The sequence below is a fragment of the Streptomyces sp. NPDC051452 genome (assembly GCF_044454765.1).
GTDB lineage: Bacteria > Actinomycetota > Actinomycetes > Streptomycetales > Streptomycetaceae > Streptomyces.
This window is the reverse complement of record NZ_JBITEB010000006.1, coordinates 24894-42513: the sequence shown is the minus strand read 5'-3', so window position 1 is coordinate 42513 and position 17620 is coordinate 24894. Positions and strand designations below refer to the sequence as shown.

The 17620-nt window shown below is 70.1% G+C and carries 6 protein-coding genes; 3 read left to right on the top strand and 3 right to left on the bottom strand.

Annotated elements, in window-relative coordinates; translation table 11 throughout:
• Positions 1–5 precede the first annotated feature (5 nt).
• Entirely contained in the window at positions 6–1451 is a 1446-nt protein-coding gene (gene ngcE / locus ACIBA9_RS17000) for an N-acetylglucosamine/diacetylchitobiose ABC transporter substrate-binding protein (RefSeq protein ID WP_399363678.1), read from the bottom strand.
• A gap of 341 nt (positions 1452–1792) precedes the next feature.
• Here ngcE and ACIBA9_RS16995 point away from each other — a divergent pair, with 341 nt between their 5' ends.
• Complete coding sequence (locus ACIBA9_RS16995) at positions 1793–5596, top strand: GH92 family glycosyl hydrolase (protein WP_399363676.1); 3804 nt, start codon at positions 1793–1795, stop codon at positions 5594–5596.
• A gap of 58 nt (positions 5597–5654) precedes the next feature.
• Here the strand turns inward: ACIBA9_RS16995 and ACIBA9_RS16990 are convergent, their stop codons facing one another.
• Positions 5655–8924, bottom strand: a complete 3270-nt coding sequence (locus ACIBA9_RS16990) for a GH92 family glycosyl hydrolase (protein WP_399363674.1) — start codon at positions 8922–8924, stop codon at positions 5655–5657.
• A 396-nt stretch (positions 8925–9320) separates the two neighbouring features.
• On the opposite strand from ACIBA9_RS16990, the gene ACIBA9_RS16985 reads away from it, so the two are divergent.
• Positions 9321–12014, top strand: a complete 2694-nt coding sequence (locus tag ACIBA9_RS16985) for a SpoIIE family protein phosphatase (RefSeq protein WP_399363672.1) — start codon at positions 9321–9323, stop codon at positions 12012–12014.
• Between the two features lie 299 nt (positions 12015–12313).
• On the opposite strand, the gene ACIBA9_RS16980 is transcribed toward ACIBA9_RS16985, so the two are convergent.
• Positions 12314–15109, bottom strand: a complete 2796-nt coding sequence (locus ACIBA9_RS16980; RefSeq protein ID WP_399363670.1) for an aconitate hydratase — start codon at positions 15107–15109, stop codon at positions 12314–12316.
• 512 nt (positions 15110–15621) lie between these two features.
• Between ACIBA9_RS16980 and ACIBA9_RS16975 the strand changes: the two genes are divergently transcribed.
• Positions 15622–17151: a UDP-N-acetylglucosamine 1-carboxyvinyltransferase gene (locus ACIBA9_RS16975; RefSeq protein WP_362152902.1), complete on the top strand. Its 1530-nt coding sequence runs from the start codon at positions 15622–15624 to the stop codon at positions 17149–17151.
• The last annotated feature ends 469 nt before the right edge of the window (positions 17152–17620 follow it).

Below are 17620 nucleotides of genomic sequence, written 5' to 3'. Positions count from 1 at the left end.
GCTGGTTACTGGTGCTTGTAGTGCTTGATCGAGGTGTCCTTGGCCGTCTCGTCGGCGAAGCCCTGGATCTTCTTGATGGCCTCGGCCGGGGTGAGCCGGCCGGCCATCATCTCGCCGAGGCCGGCCACCCCGATCTTCTCCTTCTGCAACTGCACGTACCAGTCCTGCAGCCGCGGGTTCACCACATTCGATCCGGCCTTGTCCAGCGCCGCCACGCCCGACTTCAGACCCGGGGTGAGGCTGATACCGGAAGTGCCGCCGTTGTACGCGGTCAGCGACTTCACCTTGGCGGTGAAGTTCTTCGAGGACGCCTCGGAGAGCATGATGCGCAGCTGCTCCATGCCGCCCTCGCCGTTGGCCGCCTTGGCCGGGACGATGAAGGGCTCCCCGCCGGAGGCCCAGATGGTCCCGAAGGGCAGCTTGTCGGAGCCGTCGAGCCCGGTGGGCGCGGAGACCGCGAGGTTGAAGTCCGAGGGGATGACGTTGGCCGACTCGTTCTCCACCCAGGAGCCGTTCGGGATGAACAGCGCGTTGCCCTTGGCCCAGGCGGTCTGCGACTGGATGTGGTCAAGCCCCGGGGTGCCGCGCAGGATGTAGCCCTTCTTGTAGAGCTCGTAGTAGGCCTCGAAACAGGCCTTGACGGCCGGGTGCTTCCAGGCGTTCGGCTCCAGGTTGTCGATGGCGTCGAGCACCTCGCGGCCGCCGACCTTGCCGATCATCGGGTACAGGGAGAAGGGGAGGTAGTACGGGTACTTGCCCGCGTATGTCCAGCCCGCCATGCCCTTCTTCTTGGCCTTCGCGCAGACCGCGAGCATCTCGTCCCACGTCTCGGGGTACGTGGCGTCCAGCGAGTCCAGGGCCTTCTGCGAGTACCAGACGCCGTAGACCGTGTAGGCGTAGTACAGGATCCAGACCGGCTTGCCGTCGAACTGGCCCATCTCCACGATGCCCGGGCGCAGCGTGTCGCGGACCTTCTTGCCGGGGTCGTCGTAGGAGGGGGCGTCCAGCAGCGGGGTGAGGTCCGCCAGCTGCTTCTTGCCGACGAGCACACCCATGTCCATCTGCTCGGCGCCGGAGTTGTCGATGAGGTCCGGCGGGTTGCCCTGATTGAACCGGGGCTGCAGGGTGGACTGGATCTTCTGGGTGGCCGCGAACTTCACCTTCGCCTTGGGGAAGTCCTTCTGGTAGATCTTCACCGCGTCCTGGGCGTACTCCTGGCCGAAACCGCCGTCGAAGAGGACGAACTCCATGCGGGCGCTGTCGTTGACGCCGAGCGGGTTCTTCGCGCTCTTCTTGCCGGCCTTCGCCTTGTCCTGTCCGTCGCCGCCGCTGCTCGCGCAGGCGGACAGCAGGCCCATGCCGGGGGCGGCCACCAGGCCGAGCGCGGCCGAACGCTTGATCAGATCGCGGCGGCCGACGCCGTCCCCACCGTGGTGCGCTGTGGATCCCATGCTCAAGTCCTCGCCTTCTCCAGGACTCAGGCGGTGAACCGGATCCTCCCCGGCACCGCTGTCGGGTAGTGCAGGGTCATGCGGGAAACGCCGACAGGTATAGTCCACTTCACGCCGACGGAGCAAGATCGAATGCAAGGTTCCCGGTGGGTCTTTTCCGAGTTGAGACCTCTCGGAAATATGAGGGGCCAGTGCGCGCTTCGCCGGAAAAATCCGCGACACAAGCCCCTGAATGGCTCACTCAACACCCTTGACATCAGTGGTCACTTGACGACCTACTGGTTCCTGCGCACCGATCCTGACAACGTTGTCCACCCGGTCACAGGAGGGGAATTCCGTAGATGCACCGGAGAACTCGGCACAGATGGAGTCCGGCGGTCGTCCTCACGGCCGCCTTCGTCATGGCCGCCGGCGCCCAGGGCGCGGCGGTCGCCCTGCCCGCCAAGGCTCCGGCCGCCGGACAGGAGTTCGCCTCCTCGTTCGAGGCGGGCGATCCGGCGCCGGACTGGCTGAACACCGTGGACACCTCGGCGGACGGCGCCAAGCGCGCCTCGGGTGTCGACGGCGGCTACAGCACCGGCATTCCGGGCAATGTGACCGACCATGTCACCGAGGTGCGGGCGAGCGGGGAGAACGCGGTCGCCGGCGAGGTGAAGGAGAACCTCGTCGACGGTGAGCCCGGGACCAAATGGCTGACCTTCGCCCCCACCGGCTGGGCGGAGTTCGATCTGGACAAACCCATCGGACTGCGGACGTACGCGCTCACGTCGGCCAACGACTACGACACCCGGGACCCGAAGGACTGGACCCTGCTGGGCTCCGCCGACGGCAAGGACTGGAAGACCCTCGACACCCGCACGGGCGAGAACTTCACCGAGCGGTTCCAGACCAAGTCCTACGACCTCGCGCAGCCGGCCGAGTACCAGCACTTCCGGCTGGAGGTGACCCGGAACAACGGCGCCCCGGACATCCTGCAACTGGCCGACGTGCAGTTCTCCACCGGCGGCGGGGGCGGACCGGTGCCGCAGGACATGCTGACCCTCGTCGACAAGGGCCCGAGCGGCTCCCCGACCGCCAAGGCCCGGGCCGGCTTCACCGGAAAGCGTGCCCTGCGTTACGCCGGGCGGCACACGGCGGGCGGCCGGGCGTACTCGTACAACAAGGTCTTCGACGTGAACGTGCGGGTCGGCCGCGACACCCGGCTGTCGTACCGCGTCTTCCCCTCGATGGCCGACGGCGACCTCGACTACGACGCCACGAACGTCTCCGTCGACCTGGCCTTCACCGACGGCACCTACCTCAGCGGCCTGGGCGCGCTGGACGAGCACGGCTTCCCGCTGTCTCCGCGCGGTCAGGGCGCGTCGAAGTCCCTGTACGTCAACCAGTGGAACGACGTGGCCTCGCGGATCGGCTCGGTGGCGGCCGGCAAGACGGTCGACCGGATCCTGGTGGCGTACGACTCCCCCGACGGGCCGGCGAAGTTCCGCGGCTGGATAGACGACGTGGCCCTGCGGCCGGTGGCGCCCGAGCGGCCCAAGGCGCACCTGTCGGACTACGCGCTGACCACCCGCGGCACCAACTCCAGCGGCAGCTTCTCGCGCGGCAACGACTTCCCGGCGACGGCACTCCCCCATGGCTTCAACTTCTGGACGCCGGTGACCAACGCGTCTTCGCTGAGCTGGCTTTACGAGTACGCGCGTGCGAACAACGACGACAACCTGCCGACGATCCAGGCGTTCAGCGCGAGCCACGAGCCGAGCCCCTGGATGGGTGACCGGCAGACCTTCCAGCTGATGCCGTCGGCCGCGTCCGGCACCCCGGACACCGGTCGCGACGCGCGCGAGCTGGCCTTCCGGCACGAGAACGAGACCGCGCGGCCGTACTACTACGGGGTCCGGTTCGAGAACGGGCTCAAGGCGGAGATGACACCGACCGACCACGCGGCGGTGCTGCGCTTCACCTATCCCGGCGACGACGCGAGCGTCCTGTTCGACAACGTCACCGAGCAGGCGGGACTGACGCTCGACAAGGAGCACGGGATCGTCACCGGCTACTCGGACGTGAAGTCGGGCCTGTCCGCCGGCGCCACCCGGCTGTTCGTGTACGGCGAGTTCGACAAGCCGGTGACGGACGGCGCGTCGAGCGGCGTGAAGGGCTTCCTGCGCTTCGACGCGGGCGCCGACCGCACCGTCACCCTGCGGCTGGCGACCTCGCTCGTCGGCATCGACCAGGCGAAGGAGAACCTGCGTCGGGAGGTGCCGGACGGCACGTCCTTCGACACGGTCCGCACACGCGCCCAGCGCACCTGGGACAGGCTGCTGGGCAAGGTCGAGGTGGAGGGCGCGACGCCGGACCAGCTGACCACGCTGTACTCCGGCCTGTACCGGCTCTACCTGTACCCCAACTCCGGCTTCGAGCAGGTCGACGGCAAGGACCGCTACGCCTCGCCGTTCTCCCCCATGCCGGGTCCGGACACCCCCACGCACACCGGGGCGAAGATCGTCGACGGCAAGGTGTACGTCAACAACGGGTTCTGGGACACGTACCGGACCACCTGGCCGGCGTACTCGTTCCTGACACCGTCGCAGGCGGGCGAGATGGTCGACGGGTTCGTGCAGCAGTACAAGGACGGCGGCTGGACCTCCCGCTGGTCCTCCCCCGGCTACGCGGACCTGATGACCGGCACCTCCTCCGACGTGGCGTTCGCGGACGCGTACGTCAAGGGTGTGAAGTTCGACGCGAAGGCGGCCTACGACGCGGCGGTGAAGAACGCGACCGTCGTCCCGCCGGCCTCCGGGGTGGGCCGCAAGGGCATGAGCACCTCGCCCTTCCTCGGCTACACCAGCACCGACACGGGCGAGGGCCTGTCGTGGGCGATGGAGGGCTATGTCAACGACTACGGCATCGCGAGGATGGGCGAGGGGCTGTACCGCGAGACGGGCGAGAAGCGCTACCGGGAGGAGTCGCGGTACTTCCTCAACCGGGCCCAGGACTACGTGAAGCTGTTCGACTCCGGGTCCGGCTTCTTCCAGGGCCGGGACGCCAAGGGCGACTGGCGCGTGGACTCCTCGAAGTACGACCCGCGGGTGTGGGGCTACGACTACACGGAGACCAACGGCTGGGGCTACGCCTTCACCGCCCCGCAGGACAGCCGGGGCCTGGCCAACCTCTACGGCGGGCGGCAGGCCCTCGGGGACAAGCTGGACGAGTACTTCGGCACACCGGAGACGGCCTCCCCCGACTACGTGGGCTCCTACGGCGGTGTCATCCACGAGATGACCGAGGCGCGGGATGTGCGGATGGGCATGTACGGCCACTCCAACCAGGTCGCGCACCACGTGATCTACATGTACGACGCGGCCGGCCAGCCCTGGAAGGCGCAGGCGTACGTGCGCGAGGCGCTCGCCCGCCTCTACACCGGCAGCGAGATCGGGCAGGGGTACCACGGGGACGAGGACAACGGCGAGCAGTCGGGCTGGTACCTGTTCTCCGCGCTCGGCTTCTATCCGCTGGTCATGGGCAGCGGTGAGTACTCCATCGGCTCCCCGCTGTTCAAGAAGGTCACCGTGCACCTGGAGAACGGCCGGGACCTGGTGGTCAAGGCTCCGCGGAACAGCGCGAAGAACGTCTATGTGCAGGGGGTGAGCTTCGACGGCCGTCCCTGGAGGTCCACCTCGCTGCCGCACTCGCTGCTGTCCAAGGGCGGAGTGCTGGAGTTCTCCATGGGGGACAAGCCCTCCACCTGGGGTACGGGCAAGGACGCGGCCCCGGTCTCCATCACCCGGGACGACAAGGTGCCCACGCCCCGCGCGGACATCGTGGAGGGTGCCGGAGCCCTGTCCGACAACACCTCGGCGACGAGCGCGACGGTGACCTCGGTGGATCTGCCGGTCTCCGGCGCCGCACGGCCGGTGCAGTACACGCTGACCTCGGCGGCGGACCACACGAAGGCGCCGACCGGTTGGACCCTGCAGGGCTCCACGGACGGCACCGCCTGGCGGACCCTGGACCATCGCTCCGGCGAGACGTTCGCCTGGGACCGGCAGACCCGGGCCTTCGGCATCGCCGCGCCCGGGACGTACACCCGCTACCGCCTGGTCCTGGACGGCGAGTCCACGCTGGCGGAGGTGGAGCTGCTGGCCTGAGCCGGGCACGACCGAGGGGGCGGGCCCGTCCGGGTCCGCCCCCTCGTCGTGCCGGTGGTCAGCGCGTGGCGAGCGTGAACACGTGCAGGTCCGTGTCGCGCGGCAGCCGGACGCTCCGGAAGGCCCGGCCGTCGGGGGCGGTGACGGGCCTGGTCGCGAAGACGTAGGTGGCGACCGGGTCCCTGTCCGCGCCGGCGACGTTGCGGTAGGCGGTCCGGGCGACGACCTCGTTGCCGTACCGGACGCCGCCGCCTCCGCCGCCCTCCGTCCAGTCGGTGAAGGACAGGTCGACGGTGCCGGTCGTGCCGTCGGTGTAGGTGACGGTCGCCTCGGCCCGCTGGTCGCCGTTGACCGCGCTGCCGATGAAGGACAACTCCTGTGCGGGTGCGGTCAGTTCGATGGTCTGGCCGGACGCCGAGGCGTTGTCGGGGCGGCCGGCGGGCGAGTCGGGCCAGGTGAAGGCGAGGCCGCGGGCCGTGCCCCGGCCGCCCGGGGTGAGGCCTGCCGCGGCGAGGGCCTGGCGGGAGTAACTCCAGCCGCCGCCGTCGAAGTCGGCCTCGGCGTGGTCGCCCTCGTCGTCGGAGACGCCGGTGGTGTCGTAGGCGGCGAGGAGGGTGCCCGGGGCGGCCACGGTCAGGGCGACCGGTTGCCGGTACTCGGTGTCACCCGAGACCACCGTGACCTGGGCGTCGGCGAAGCCCTGGGCGGCGTCCCCGGCAGCCGTGAGGGTGATCTCCCGGGCGCCTTCGGTCACCGTGCCCTCGTCGGGCGTCGCGGTGACGCCGGCCGGGGTCCGCACACGGAAGCGCACCTCGGGACCGGTGCCGCCGTTCAGCGACAGCGCCCGGACCACGATCTTCGCGCTGCCCCCGGGCGCGATGGTGGCGGCGGTCGGACCGACCCCGATCTGGTACGGCTGTTCGCCCTCCCGGAAGGACGGCGGCGGGCTGTCGGCGCCCCAGGCGCGGTTCGGGACGGTGGACAGGGTGTAGTCGAGGCGGCCGCCGTCCCGGACGAAGGACGCCGGCAGCCAGGGCCGGCCGAACGCGCGGCCGTCGACCTTCAGTGACTGGACGTAGGGCGCGTCGGCCGCGGCCCCGGCCGCGTGGACGGAGATGTCGTTGCCGCCCGGGCGGTGGATCTCCACCCGCTCGAACAGCGGTGACGCCAGCACCAGTTCGGCCCGCGAGGGCACCTGCGGATACATGCCGAGGGCGGAGAAGACGTACCAGGACGACATCGCGCCGAGGTCGTCGTTGCCCGGGATGCCACCGGGCTCGGTGGACCACAACCGCCGCATCACCGCGCGGACGGTCTGCTGTGTCTTGTACGGGGCGCCTGCGTAGTCGTACAGGTAGGGCACGTTGATCGACGGCTCGTTGTCCAGCTCGGACTTGGTGCCGCCGTGGCCGGTGAAGGCCCAGTCGCCGTCGGCGTCGTGGAAGAAGTCGTCCAGCCGGGCCAGGGCCTTGTCCCGGCCGCCCATCGCCGCGAACAGGCCCGCCGGGTCGTGCTGCACCATCCAGGTGTACTGGGCCGACGTGCCCTCGACGAATCCGGTGCCGGTGCCGGGGGTGAAGCCGGTGACCCAGCTGCCGTCGGCCTTGCGGTCGGCGATGTAGCCGCCGCCCGGGTCGGCCGCGACGTCGAAGCTGTTCTGCCACCACTGGGCCCGGCGCGCGAAGCCGTCGGCGATGTCCTTCCTTCCCGCCGCCCGGGCGAGCTGGGAGATCGAGAAGTCGGCCGTGGACATCTCCAGGGTCTCGGCGGCGCCGCCCCAGGCGTTGGACACGCTCGGCATGTAGTGCAGCGCCAGGTACTTGTCGAGCGAGGGGCGCTGCCCCACCGACAGCACCGGCTTGCCGGCCGCGGACAGGTCCTGCTTCGTGGGCACAGTCGCCGCCCGGACCAGCGAGTCCAGGGCTCCGTCGAGGTCGAAGCCGGTGCCGCCGAAGGCGCGGATGCCGGCCAGGGCGGTCGGCGAGGGGTCGCCGTTCATCACATGGGTGCCGCTCGCGCCGTGCAGCCAGCGGTCCCAGACCCCGCCGTTCTGCCGGGCGAGTTGGTACAGCGACTGGGCGATGTCGGAGCCGGTGCGCGGGTCCAGCAGGGTCAGCAGCTGCACCTGGTCGCGGTAGACGTCCCAGCCCGAGAAGGTGCCGTACTGCGCGTGCTGCCGGCGGCCCACGGCGTGCGGGCGGCCGTCGGCTCCGCGGTAGCGGCCGTCGGCGTCGCTGATGACGTTCGGGTGCAGCAGCGAGTGGTAGAGCGCGGTGTAGAAGGTGGTGCGCTCGGCGTCCGTGCCGCCGCCGACCCGGACGGCGCCCAGCCGCTCGCGCCAAGCCCGGCGCGCCGCCTGCTCGACCGCGCCGAAGGAGCGGCCCGGCGGGTTCTCGGCCGCGAGGTTCGCCTCGGCGGCCTTCCGGCTGACGTAGGAGATGCCAACCTTGACGTCGACCGGCCGCTCGCCGGGCGCGAACTCCACATAGCCCCCGGCGCCCTTGCCGGCGACGGGCCGTCCGTCGTGCGAGAAGCCGCCGGTGCCGCCGGAGGCCCGGGTGGAGCCGGGGTCGAGCCTGTCGTCCCGCCAGGTGCCGACGGCCTTGAAGGCGCGGTCGAAACGGGCGGTGAAGTACAGGGTGTAGTAGGCGCGGCGGCCTTCGGGGTCGAGGTAGCCGCAGAAGTTGCCGGAGGTGACCGAGCCGGAGACAGTACGGGTGGCCGGGTCGATGCTGATCGTCGAGTCCTCCGAGCCGACCTCGGAATTGGCGGTGCGCACCAGCAGCGAGGCGGGCTTGCCGGCCGGGAAGGCGAAGCGGGCGGAGCCGGTGCGCGTGGTGGCGGTGAGGTCGGCGGTGACGCCGGAGGACATCGAGACCTTGTAGTGGCCGGGTTCGGCCGTCTCGTGGGCGTGGGTGAAGTCGGCGGCGTACAGGGCGTCCCCGGTGTCGCTCGCCGGGGAGGAGGTGACCTCGCCGGCGTACGGGAAGAAGGGGATGTCACCGCCGCCGCCCGCGCAGCCGGTGCCGGACATGTGGGTGAGGCCGAAACCCCGGATGCGGGTGGCGTCGTACCGGTAACCGCCCGGCGCCGCGGTTCTCGTGGCGTCGCCCCGGGTGTTCTCCGGGCTCCAGGAGAGCATGCCGAACGGCACCACGGCGCCGGGGAAGACGTCACCGCCGTTGGCGGTGCCGATCAGCGGGTCGACGTAGGGGGTGGGGTCCCCGACGAGGCCGGGGGGCGCGGCGGTCGCCGCGAGGGCGGGGGTCGCGGCGCCGCCGGTCGCGAGCAGCGCGGCCAGCAGCAGGGACATGGGTCGGAAACGCATCACGCGGCCCTTCCTGGAGTCGGACGGGTCGCGCACCACCGGTCGCACAAGCCGCAGGGACAGTAGCGTGTGCCACCGGTACCACGGAAGACCGCCCGCGCCCGCGGCGGCGCGCGCCGGGACCGTCCGGTCGGGTTACACCAAGTGGGTTGACATCGTTGTCGGTTGACGCGGTAAGGTCATGTACAGAACAGAAGACAACGTTGTCGCGCACGAAGTCGGCGCACAAGCCGCGCTTCCGCTCCGAGCGCGTTCCGTAGCGGCACCCGCACGGGAGGGACACGGAAGTGGCTCCTGTGACAGCAGTGAGTCACCGGGGTTCATGGGGGAGCAAAACCTGCGTCCATCTCGTGGACCGACGTAGTCACAGACATGTACCGGTGCTACAAATGCCGCATGTCGGACCGATTCGCCCGATTCAGGCGTATGGCATGGCATGCCGTGGTCGGCAGGAGCCCGCGCAGCGTCGCCGGGCAGGTGCTGCTCGTTCAGGTGGTACTGGTGGTCCTGCTCGTCGTCTGCGGCGTCATCGCTCTCGTCCTGCAGTCGGAACGTGACAGCAGCGTGGAGGCCAGGCGGCGATCCATAGCCGTGGCGCAGACCTTCGCGCACTCCCCCGGGCTCGTGCAGGCGGTGCACTCCCCCGACCCGTCGAAGGAACTCCAGCCGCTCACCGAGGCGGCCCGCAAGACCGCGGGCGTCGACTTCATCGTGGTCATGGACACCAAGGGCATCCGCTACACCCACCCCATTCCGAGCAAGATCGGCCAGCGGTTCGTGGGCACGATCGGTCCGTCGCTGGCCGGGAAGGTCTACACGGAGAGCGTCCACGGCCCGCTCGGCCACGAGGAGCAGGCGACCGTCCCCGTCGTCGACGCCCACGGCCGGGTGGTCGCCCTGGTCTCCGCCGGGCTGAAGGTGAAGAACGTGACCAGCCAGGTGGACCGGCAGCTGCCGATCATCCTGGCCGCCGGCGCCGGGGCGCTCGTGGTGTCGACCGGCGGTACGGCCCTGGTGGGCAGGAGGCTGCGGCGCCAGACCCACAGCCTGGCCCCCGACGAGATGACCCGTATGTACGAGCACCACGACACCGTGCTGCACTCCGTGCGGGAGGGGGTGCTCATCGTCAGTGACGACGGGCGGCTGCTGCTCGCCAACGACGAGGCGAGACGCCTGCTGGAGCTGCCCGCCGAGGCCGAGGGGCACAACGTGCGGGAGCTGTCGGACCTCGACCCCGCCACGGTCGAGCTGCTCGTCTCCGGGCGCGAGGCCAGCGACGAGGTGCACTTCGCCGGGGGGCGGCTGCTGGCGGTCAACCAGCGGCCCACGGACGGCGCCGGCGGTCCCCGGGGGACGGTGGTGACGTTGCGCGACTCCACCGAGCTGCAGGCGGTGTCGGGCCGGGCGGAGGTCACCCGGGAGCGGCTGGAGCTGCTCTACGACGCGGGTCTCGGCATCGGCACCACCCTCGACGTGGTCCGCACGGCCGACGAGCTGGCGCAGGTCGCCGTCCCGCGGTTCGCCGACTTCGTCACCGTGGACCTGGCCGACGCCGTGCTGCACGGCGAGGAACCGCTGCCCACCGCGACGGAGGTGCGGCGCGTCGCCGTCAGCGGCATCCAGGACGACCATCCGCTGTACGAACAGGGCCGGCTGATCGACTTCCTGCCGTCCACACCGCAGGCGCGCGGCTACGGCTCCGGCCGCTCGGAACTGGTGCCCGACCTGTCGACCGCGGAGGGCTGGCTGGTCCAGGACCCGGACCGGACCCGGCGGATCCTGGACTACGGCATCCACTCGCTGATCGCCGCCCCGATCCAGGCCCGCGGTGTGGTGCTGGGCATGGCCAACTTCTGGCGCTCCAAACGGGAACCCTTCGACGAGGAGGAGCTGTCCCTGGCGGAGGAGCTGGTGGCTCGGGCCGCGGTCAGCATCGACAACGCCCGCCGGTACACCCGCGAGCACGCGCTGGCGGTCACCCTCCAGCGCAGTCTGCTGCCCCGGGCCCTGCCCGAGCAGAGCGCCCTCGACGTCGGCTACCGCTATCTGCCCGCCCAGTCTGGCGTGAGCGGCGACTGGTTCGACGTGATCCCGCTGCCCGGCGGCCGGGTGGCGCTGTCCGTCGGCGACGTCGTCGGTCACGGTCTGCACGCGGCGGCGACCATGGGGCGGCTGCGGACGGCGGTGCACAACTTCTCCACCCTCGACCTGCCGCCGGACGAGCTGCTCAGCCATCTGGACGAGCTGGTCGGCCGCATCGACCAGAACGAGGCCTGTCCGGAGACGGCCGACGAGATCGTGGGCGCCACCTGTCTGTACGCGATCTACGACCCGGTGACGCGCCGCTGCGTCATGGCCCGGGCCGGGCATCTGGTGCCCGCGCTGGTCGCGCCGGACGGCAGTGTCGCGTTCCTCGACGTGCCGGCCGGGCCGCCGCTGGGCCTCGGCGGTCTGCCGTTCCAGACGGCCGAGCTGGAGCTGGCCGAGGGCAGCCAGCTCGTGCTGTACACCGACGGCCTCATCGAGGACCGCGCACGGGACCTGGACGAGGGCATGGAGCTGCTGCGCCTGGCCCTGGCCGGACACCCCGACCGAACGCCGGAGGAGAGCTGTCAGGCGGTGCTGGACGAGCTGCTGCCCGAGCGTCCCAAGGACGACATCGCGCTGCTCATCGCGCGCACCCGGGCCCTGCCGGCCGAGCGCGTGGCCGACTGGGACGTGCCGCGGGACCCGGCGGCCGTGTCGGGCATGCGTCTCGCGGTGTCCGACACGCTCGAGGAGTGGGGCCTGTCCGAGCTGGGCTTCGGCATGGAACTCGTCCTCAGCGAGCTGATCACCAACGCCATCCGCTATGCCTCCGATCCCATCCATGTGCGGCTGATCCACGACCGCACGCTGATCTGCGAGGTGGCCGACGGCAGCAGCACCTCGCCGCATCTGCGGTACGCCGCGATGACCGACGAGGGCGGCCGGGGCCTGTTCCTGGTCTCCCAGCTCGCCGAGCGCTGGGGCACCCGGTACACCCCGCACGGCAAGGTGATCTGGGCCGAGCTGGCGATCCCGGACCTGGACGCGCTCCTGGCGGAGTGAACGGGTGCGCCGGCCGCGGGTGGCGCCTGGCCGTGTCAGGCCGCGTCAGGCCGCGTGAGGGGTGCTGAGGGATCTGCGCCGGAAGGCCGCGACAGGTTGCCGGCGGGGTGGCGCGCGGGGCCGCCGAGAGGCCGTGGGGGGACGTGAGGGGCCACTGCGGTGGGGCCGAGGGGCACCGAAGGGGGTGGCGGGCCGCAGGGCGGCACCCCCGGCCGACGAGACGCCACGGGGGCGGGAAAGGTGCGAGGGCCGCACCCCCGGAAGCGGGGATGCGGCCCTCGGTGACCGTGGCGTGCCGGTTACTTGCGGAGCAGGCTGCGCAGCACGTACTGCATGATGCCGCCGTTGCGGTAGTAGTCGGCCTCACCGGGGGTGTCGATGCGGACGACCGCGTCGAACTCGACACCGGTGTCGGTGGTGACCTTGACCGTGCGCGGCGTGGTGCCGTTGTTGAGCTCCTCGACGCCGGTGAAGGAGAAGGTCTCCTCGCCGGTCAGACCGAGGGACTCGGCGTTCTGGCCCTCAGGGAACTGCAGCGGCAGGACGCCCATGCCGATGAGGTTGGAGCGGTGGATGCGCTCGTAGGACTCGGCGATGACGGCCTTGACGCCGAGCAGCGCGGTGCCCTTGGCCGCCCAGTCGCGGGACGAGCCGGAGCCGTACTCCTTGCCGGCCAGGACGACCAGCGGGATGCCCTGCTCGATGTAGTTGCGCGAGGCGTCGTAGATGAACGACACCGGGCCGTCGGGCTGGGTGAAGTCGCGGGTGTAGCCGCCCTCGGTGCCCGGCGCGATCTGGTTGCGCAGGCGGATGTTGGCGAACGTACCGCGGATCATGACCTCGTGGTTGCCGCGACGGGAGCCGTAGCTGTTGAAGTCGCGGCGCTCGACGCCGTGCTCCGTGAGGTACTGGCCGGCCGGGGTGTCGGCCTTGATCGCACCGGCCGGGGAGATGTGGTCGGTGGTGACCGAGTCGCCCAGCTTGGCCAGGACGCGGGCGCCGGCGATGTCGGCGACCGGGGACGGCTCGTGCTCCATGCCCTCGAAGTACGGGGGCTTGCGGACGTAGGTCGACTCCGCGTCCCACTCGAAGGTGTTGCCGGTCGGGATGGGCAGCGACTGCCACTGGGCGTCGCCCGCGAAGACGTCCTGGTAGGACTTGTTGAACATGTCCTCGCCGATGGCGTTCGCCACGACGTCGTTGACCTCGGCCTCGGAGGGCCAGATGTCCTTCAGGTAGACGGGGTTGCCGTCCTGGTCGGTGCCGAGCGCGTCCCGGGTGATGTCCACCTTCATGGAACCCGCGAGGGCGTACGCGACGACCAGCGGCGGGGACGCCAGGTAGTTCATCTTGACGTCGGGGTTGATCCGGCCCTCGAAGTTGCGGTTGCCGGAGAGGACCGAGGTGACCGCGAGGTCGTGGTCGTTGACCGCCTTGGAGACCTCGTCCGGCAGCGGGCCGGAGTTGCCGATGCAGGTGGTGCAGCCGTAGCCGACCAGGTTGAAGCCGACCTTGTCGAGGTACGGGGTCAGACCGGCCTTGTCGAAGTAGTCGGTGACGACCTTCGAACCCGGGGCGAGGGTGGTCTTGACCCACGGCTTGCGGGTCAGGCCCTTCTCCACGGCCTTCTTCGCGACGAGCGCGGCGGCGACCATGACGTACGGGTTGGAGGTGTTGGTGCAGGAGGTGATCGCGGCAACGGTCACCGCGCCGTGGTCCAGCTCGTAGGTGCTGCCGTCGGGGGCGGTCACCCGGACCGGGTTGGACGGTACGGCGCCGGTGCCCTGGCCGTGCTGCGGGGCGCCCGCGCCGTTCTCCTGGCTGCCGTAGGCCGGGGCGTCGGAGGCCGGGAAGGACTCGGCGCTCGCCTCGTCGACCGGGGAGGCCGCGGCGGCGGACTGCGGCGCGACGGGGGCCTCGACGTAGTTGAGGACGTCCTTGGCGAACTGCTGGGCGGCCTCGGCGAGGACGATGCGGTCCTGCGGGCGCTTCGGGCCGGCGATGGAGGGCACGACCGTGGACAGGTCCAGCTCGAGCTTCTCGGAGAAGTCGGGCTCGGCCTTCGGGTCCAGCCAGAGGCCCTGCTCCTTGGCATACGCCTCGACGAGCGCGACCTGCTGGTCGCTGCGGCCGGTCAGGCGCAGGTAGTTCAGGGTCTCGTCGTCGATCGGGAAGATCGCGGCGGTGGAGCCGAACTCCGGCGACATGTTGCCGATGGTGGCGCGGTTGGCCAGGGAGGTGGCGGCGACGCCCTCGCCGTAGAACTCGACGAACTTGCCGACCACACCGTGCTTGCGGAGCATCTCGGTGATGGTGAGCACGAGGTCCGTGGCGGTGGTGCCGGCCTGGAGCTCACCGGTGAGCTTGAAGCCGACGACGCGCGGGATGAGCATGGAGACCGGCTGGCCGAGCATGGCCGCCTCGGCCTCGATGCCGCCGACGCCCCAGCCGAGGACGCCGAGACCGTTGACCATGGTGGTGTGCGAGTCGGTGCCGACGAGGGTGTCGGGGTACGCCTGGCCGCCCCGCACCATGACCGTGCGGGCCAGGTGCTCGATGTTGACCTGGTGGACGATGCCGGTGCCGGGCGGGACGACCTTGAACTCGTCGAAGGCGGTCTGGCCCCAGCGCAGGAACTGGTAGCGCTCCTTGTTGCGGCCGTACTCCAGCTCGACGTTCTGCTGGAAGGCGTCGTGGGTGCCGAACTTGTCGGCGATCACGGAGTGGTCGATGACCAGCTCGGCCGGCGCCAGCGGGTTGATCTTGGCGGGGTCGCCGCCCAGCTCCTTCACGGCCTCACGCATGGTCGCGAGGTCCACGACACAGGGAACGCCGGTGAAGTCCTGCATGATCACGCGGGCCGGCGTGAACTGGATCTCCTGGCTGGGCTGGGCCTGGGAGTCCCAGCCGCCGAGGGCACGGATGTGGTCGGCGGTGATGTTCGCGCCGTCCTCCGTGCGGAGCAGGTTCTCCAGCAGGACCTTGAGGCTGTACGGCAGGCGGGCCGAGCCCTCCACCTTGTCCAGCCGGAAGATCTCGTACGACTCGTCGCCCACCTGCAGCGTGCTGCGGGCGTCGAAGCTGTTCGCCGACACGACAGTCTCCTTCATTGATGTGCGCGTACCACCGTCAATCCTGCCGCCACGCCGGCTTGGCCGATCCGCTAAGGTAAGGCTAAGTTAGGTAACCCTTACTGGGGTGGCGGCTACGGTGCGCCTCGGCAGATATCTCGATGTCGAGATAACTCTAGTACATGGGCGCTGGATGGTCATGCCCGGACCGGGTCGAGCGCGCGCGAATTCCCGTGGCGCGGCTCACAGTGCCGACCGGTCGACGCGGCCGCCCGGCCTCCGTGGACGCCGGCGCGATGCGGGCGCCGCGCCCTCACCCGGGCCGCCCGGGGTACCCGAGGGAGACCGGGATCCGCGCACGGCCCGCTCCACACTCACAGCGATTGCGGGACGTCGTACGACATCGATTGATTTGCCCGGATCTTTCGGGAGGCACGGGACCCGTATCCGGAGGGGCCGTTGACGGTCCGTCACCGCCGTCACCCGAATGGACCCCCCAAGAGGCGCCATCTCATATCTGAGATAACCTCGACCTCATGTCAGACGACTACCTCGTACGCATCGGCAAGCTCATCCGTGACGCGCGGCAGCACCGCGGCTGGACGCAGACGCAGCTCGCGGAGGCTCTCGGCACCAGCCAGAGTGCGGTCAACCGCATCGAGCGCGGCAACCAGAACATCAGCCTTGAGATGATCGCCCGCATCGGTGAGGCCCTGGACAGCGAGATCGTGTCGCTGGGCTACGCGGGTCCGATGCATCTGCGCGTGGTCGGCGGCCGTCGGCTGTCCGGCGCCATCGACGTGAAGACCAGCAAGAACGCCTGCGTGGCCCTGCTGTGCGCCTCGCTGCTCAACAAGGGGCGCACGGTGCTGCGCCGGGTCGCGCGGATCGAGGAGGTGTACCGCCTGCTGGAGGTGCTGAACTCCATCGGTGTCCGCACCCGCTGGATCAACGACGGCGTGGACCTGGAGCTGGTACCGCCCGCCGAGCTGGAGATGGCGGCGATCGACGCGGAAGCGGCCGTACGCACCCGTTCGATCATCATGTTCCTCGGTCCGCTGCTGCACCGCGTGGACCAGTTCAAGCTGCCCTACGCCGGCGGCTGCGACCTGGGCACGCGGACCATCGAGCCGCACATGATCGCGCTGCGCCGGTTCGGTCTGGACATCGCGGCCACCGAGGGCCAGTACCACGCGCGGGTCGACCGCACGGTGCGCCCGGACCGCCCGATCGTGCTGACCGAGCGCGGCGACACCGTGACGGAGAACGCCCTGCTGGCCGCCGCCCGGCACGACGGCGTCACCGTCATCCGCAACGCCTCCTCCAACTACATGGTCCAGGACCTGTGTTTCTTCCTGGAGGCGCTCGGCGTGAAGGTGGAGGGCATCGGCACCACCACGCTCACCGTGCACGGCGTGCCGAACATCGACGCCGACGTCGACTACTCCCCCTCCGAGGACCCGGTCGAGGCGATGAGCCTGCTGGCCGCGGCCGTGGTGACCGAGTCCGAGCTGACGGTGCGCCGGGTGCCGATCGAGTTCCTGGAGATCGAGCTGGCGGTCCTGGAGGAGATGGGGCTCGACCACGACCGCAGCCCCGAGTACTTCGCGGACAACGGCCGTACGCGTCTGGTCGACCTCACGGTGCGGCCCTCCAAGCTCGAAGCGCCGATCGACAAGATCCACCCCATGCCCTTCCCGGGCCTGAACATCGACAACGTCCCGTTCTTCGCGGCGATCGCGGCGGTCGCCTCGGGCCAGACCCTGATCCACGACTGGGTCTACGACAACCGCGCGATCTATCTGACCGACCTCAACCGCCTCGGCGGCCGCCTGCAACTCCTGGACCCCCACCGGGTCCTGGTCGAGGGCCCGACCCGCTGGCGCGCCGCCGAGATGATGTGCCCTCCGGCCCTCCGGCCGGCCGTGGTCGTCCTGCTGGCGATGATGGCGGCCGAGGGCACGTCGGTACTGCGCAACGTGTATGTCATCAACCGGGGTTACGAGGATCTCGCCGAACGCCTGAACTCGGTCGGCGCCCAGATCGAGATCTTCCGGGACATCTGACGGGCGAGGTGTCGTGCCCCTTGGAGGCAAAGGGCACGACACTTCAATCTGCGAGCTGACCTGCGGATACCTGCCTTCGCAGCCCTCCACTGATCACTGTTGTTTTTCAACACCTTGTGCAACGCAGGTGCAAGATGATCTTGAATGGTTGACGGTACGTCAGAGACGTTTGAGTATCCGTCCGCCGTCACGGAGAGTTGTCGCCGAAGTGCCTGACAACGTCCGATGTCGGTCGTGTCACGCCGACCATGCCTGGTCGACGAGGTGAACCGCCATCTGCCCGACGTCTCCGGCCTCGCGACGCAGCCTGGAATCCGACCGCGCATCCGAGTCCTCCGGCTGACCGCCTCGCCACGCAGAAGAGGACCCGCGCCACGCAGGCGCGGGTCCTCTGTTGTAGACGGGCGCCGTGACGGGCTGAGCCTGCCCCCACCTCGTGGGAGCACCCGCTGTGACGACGTGCTGCCAG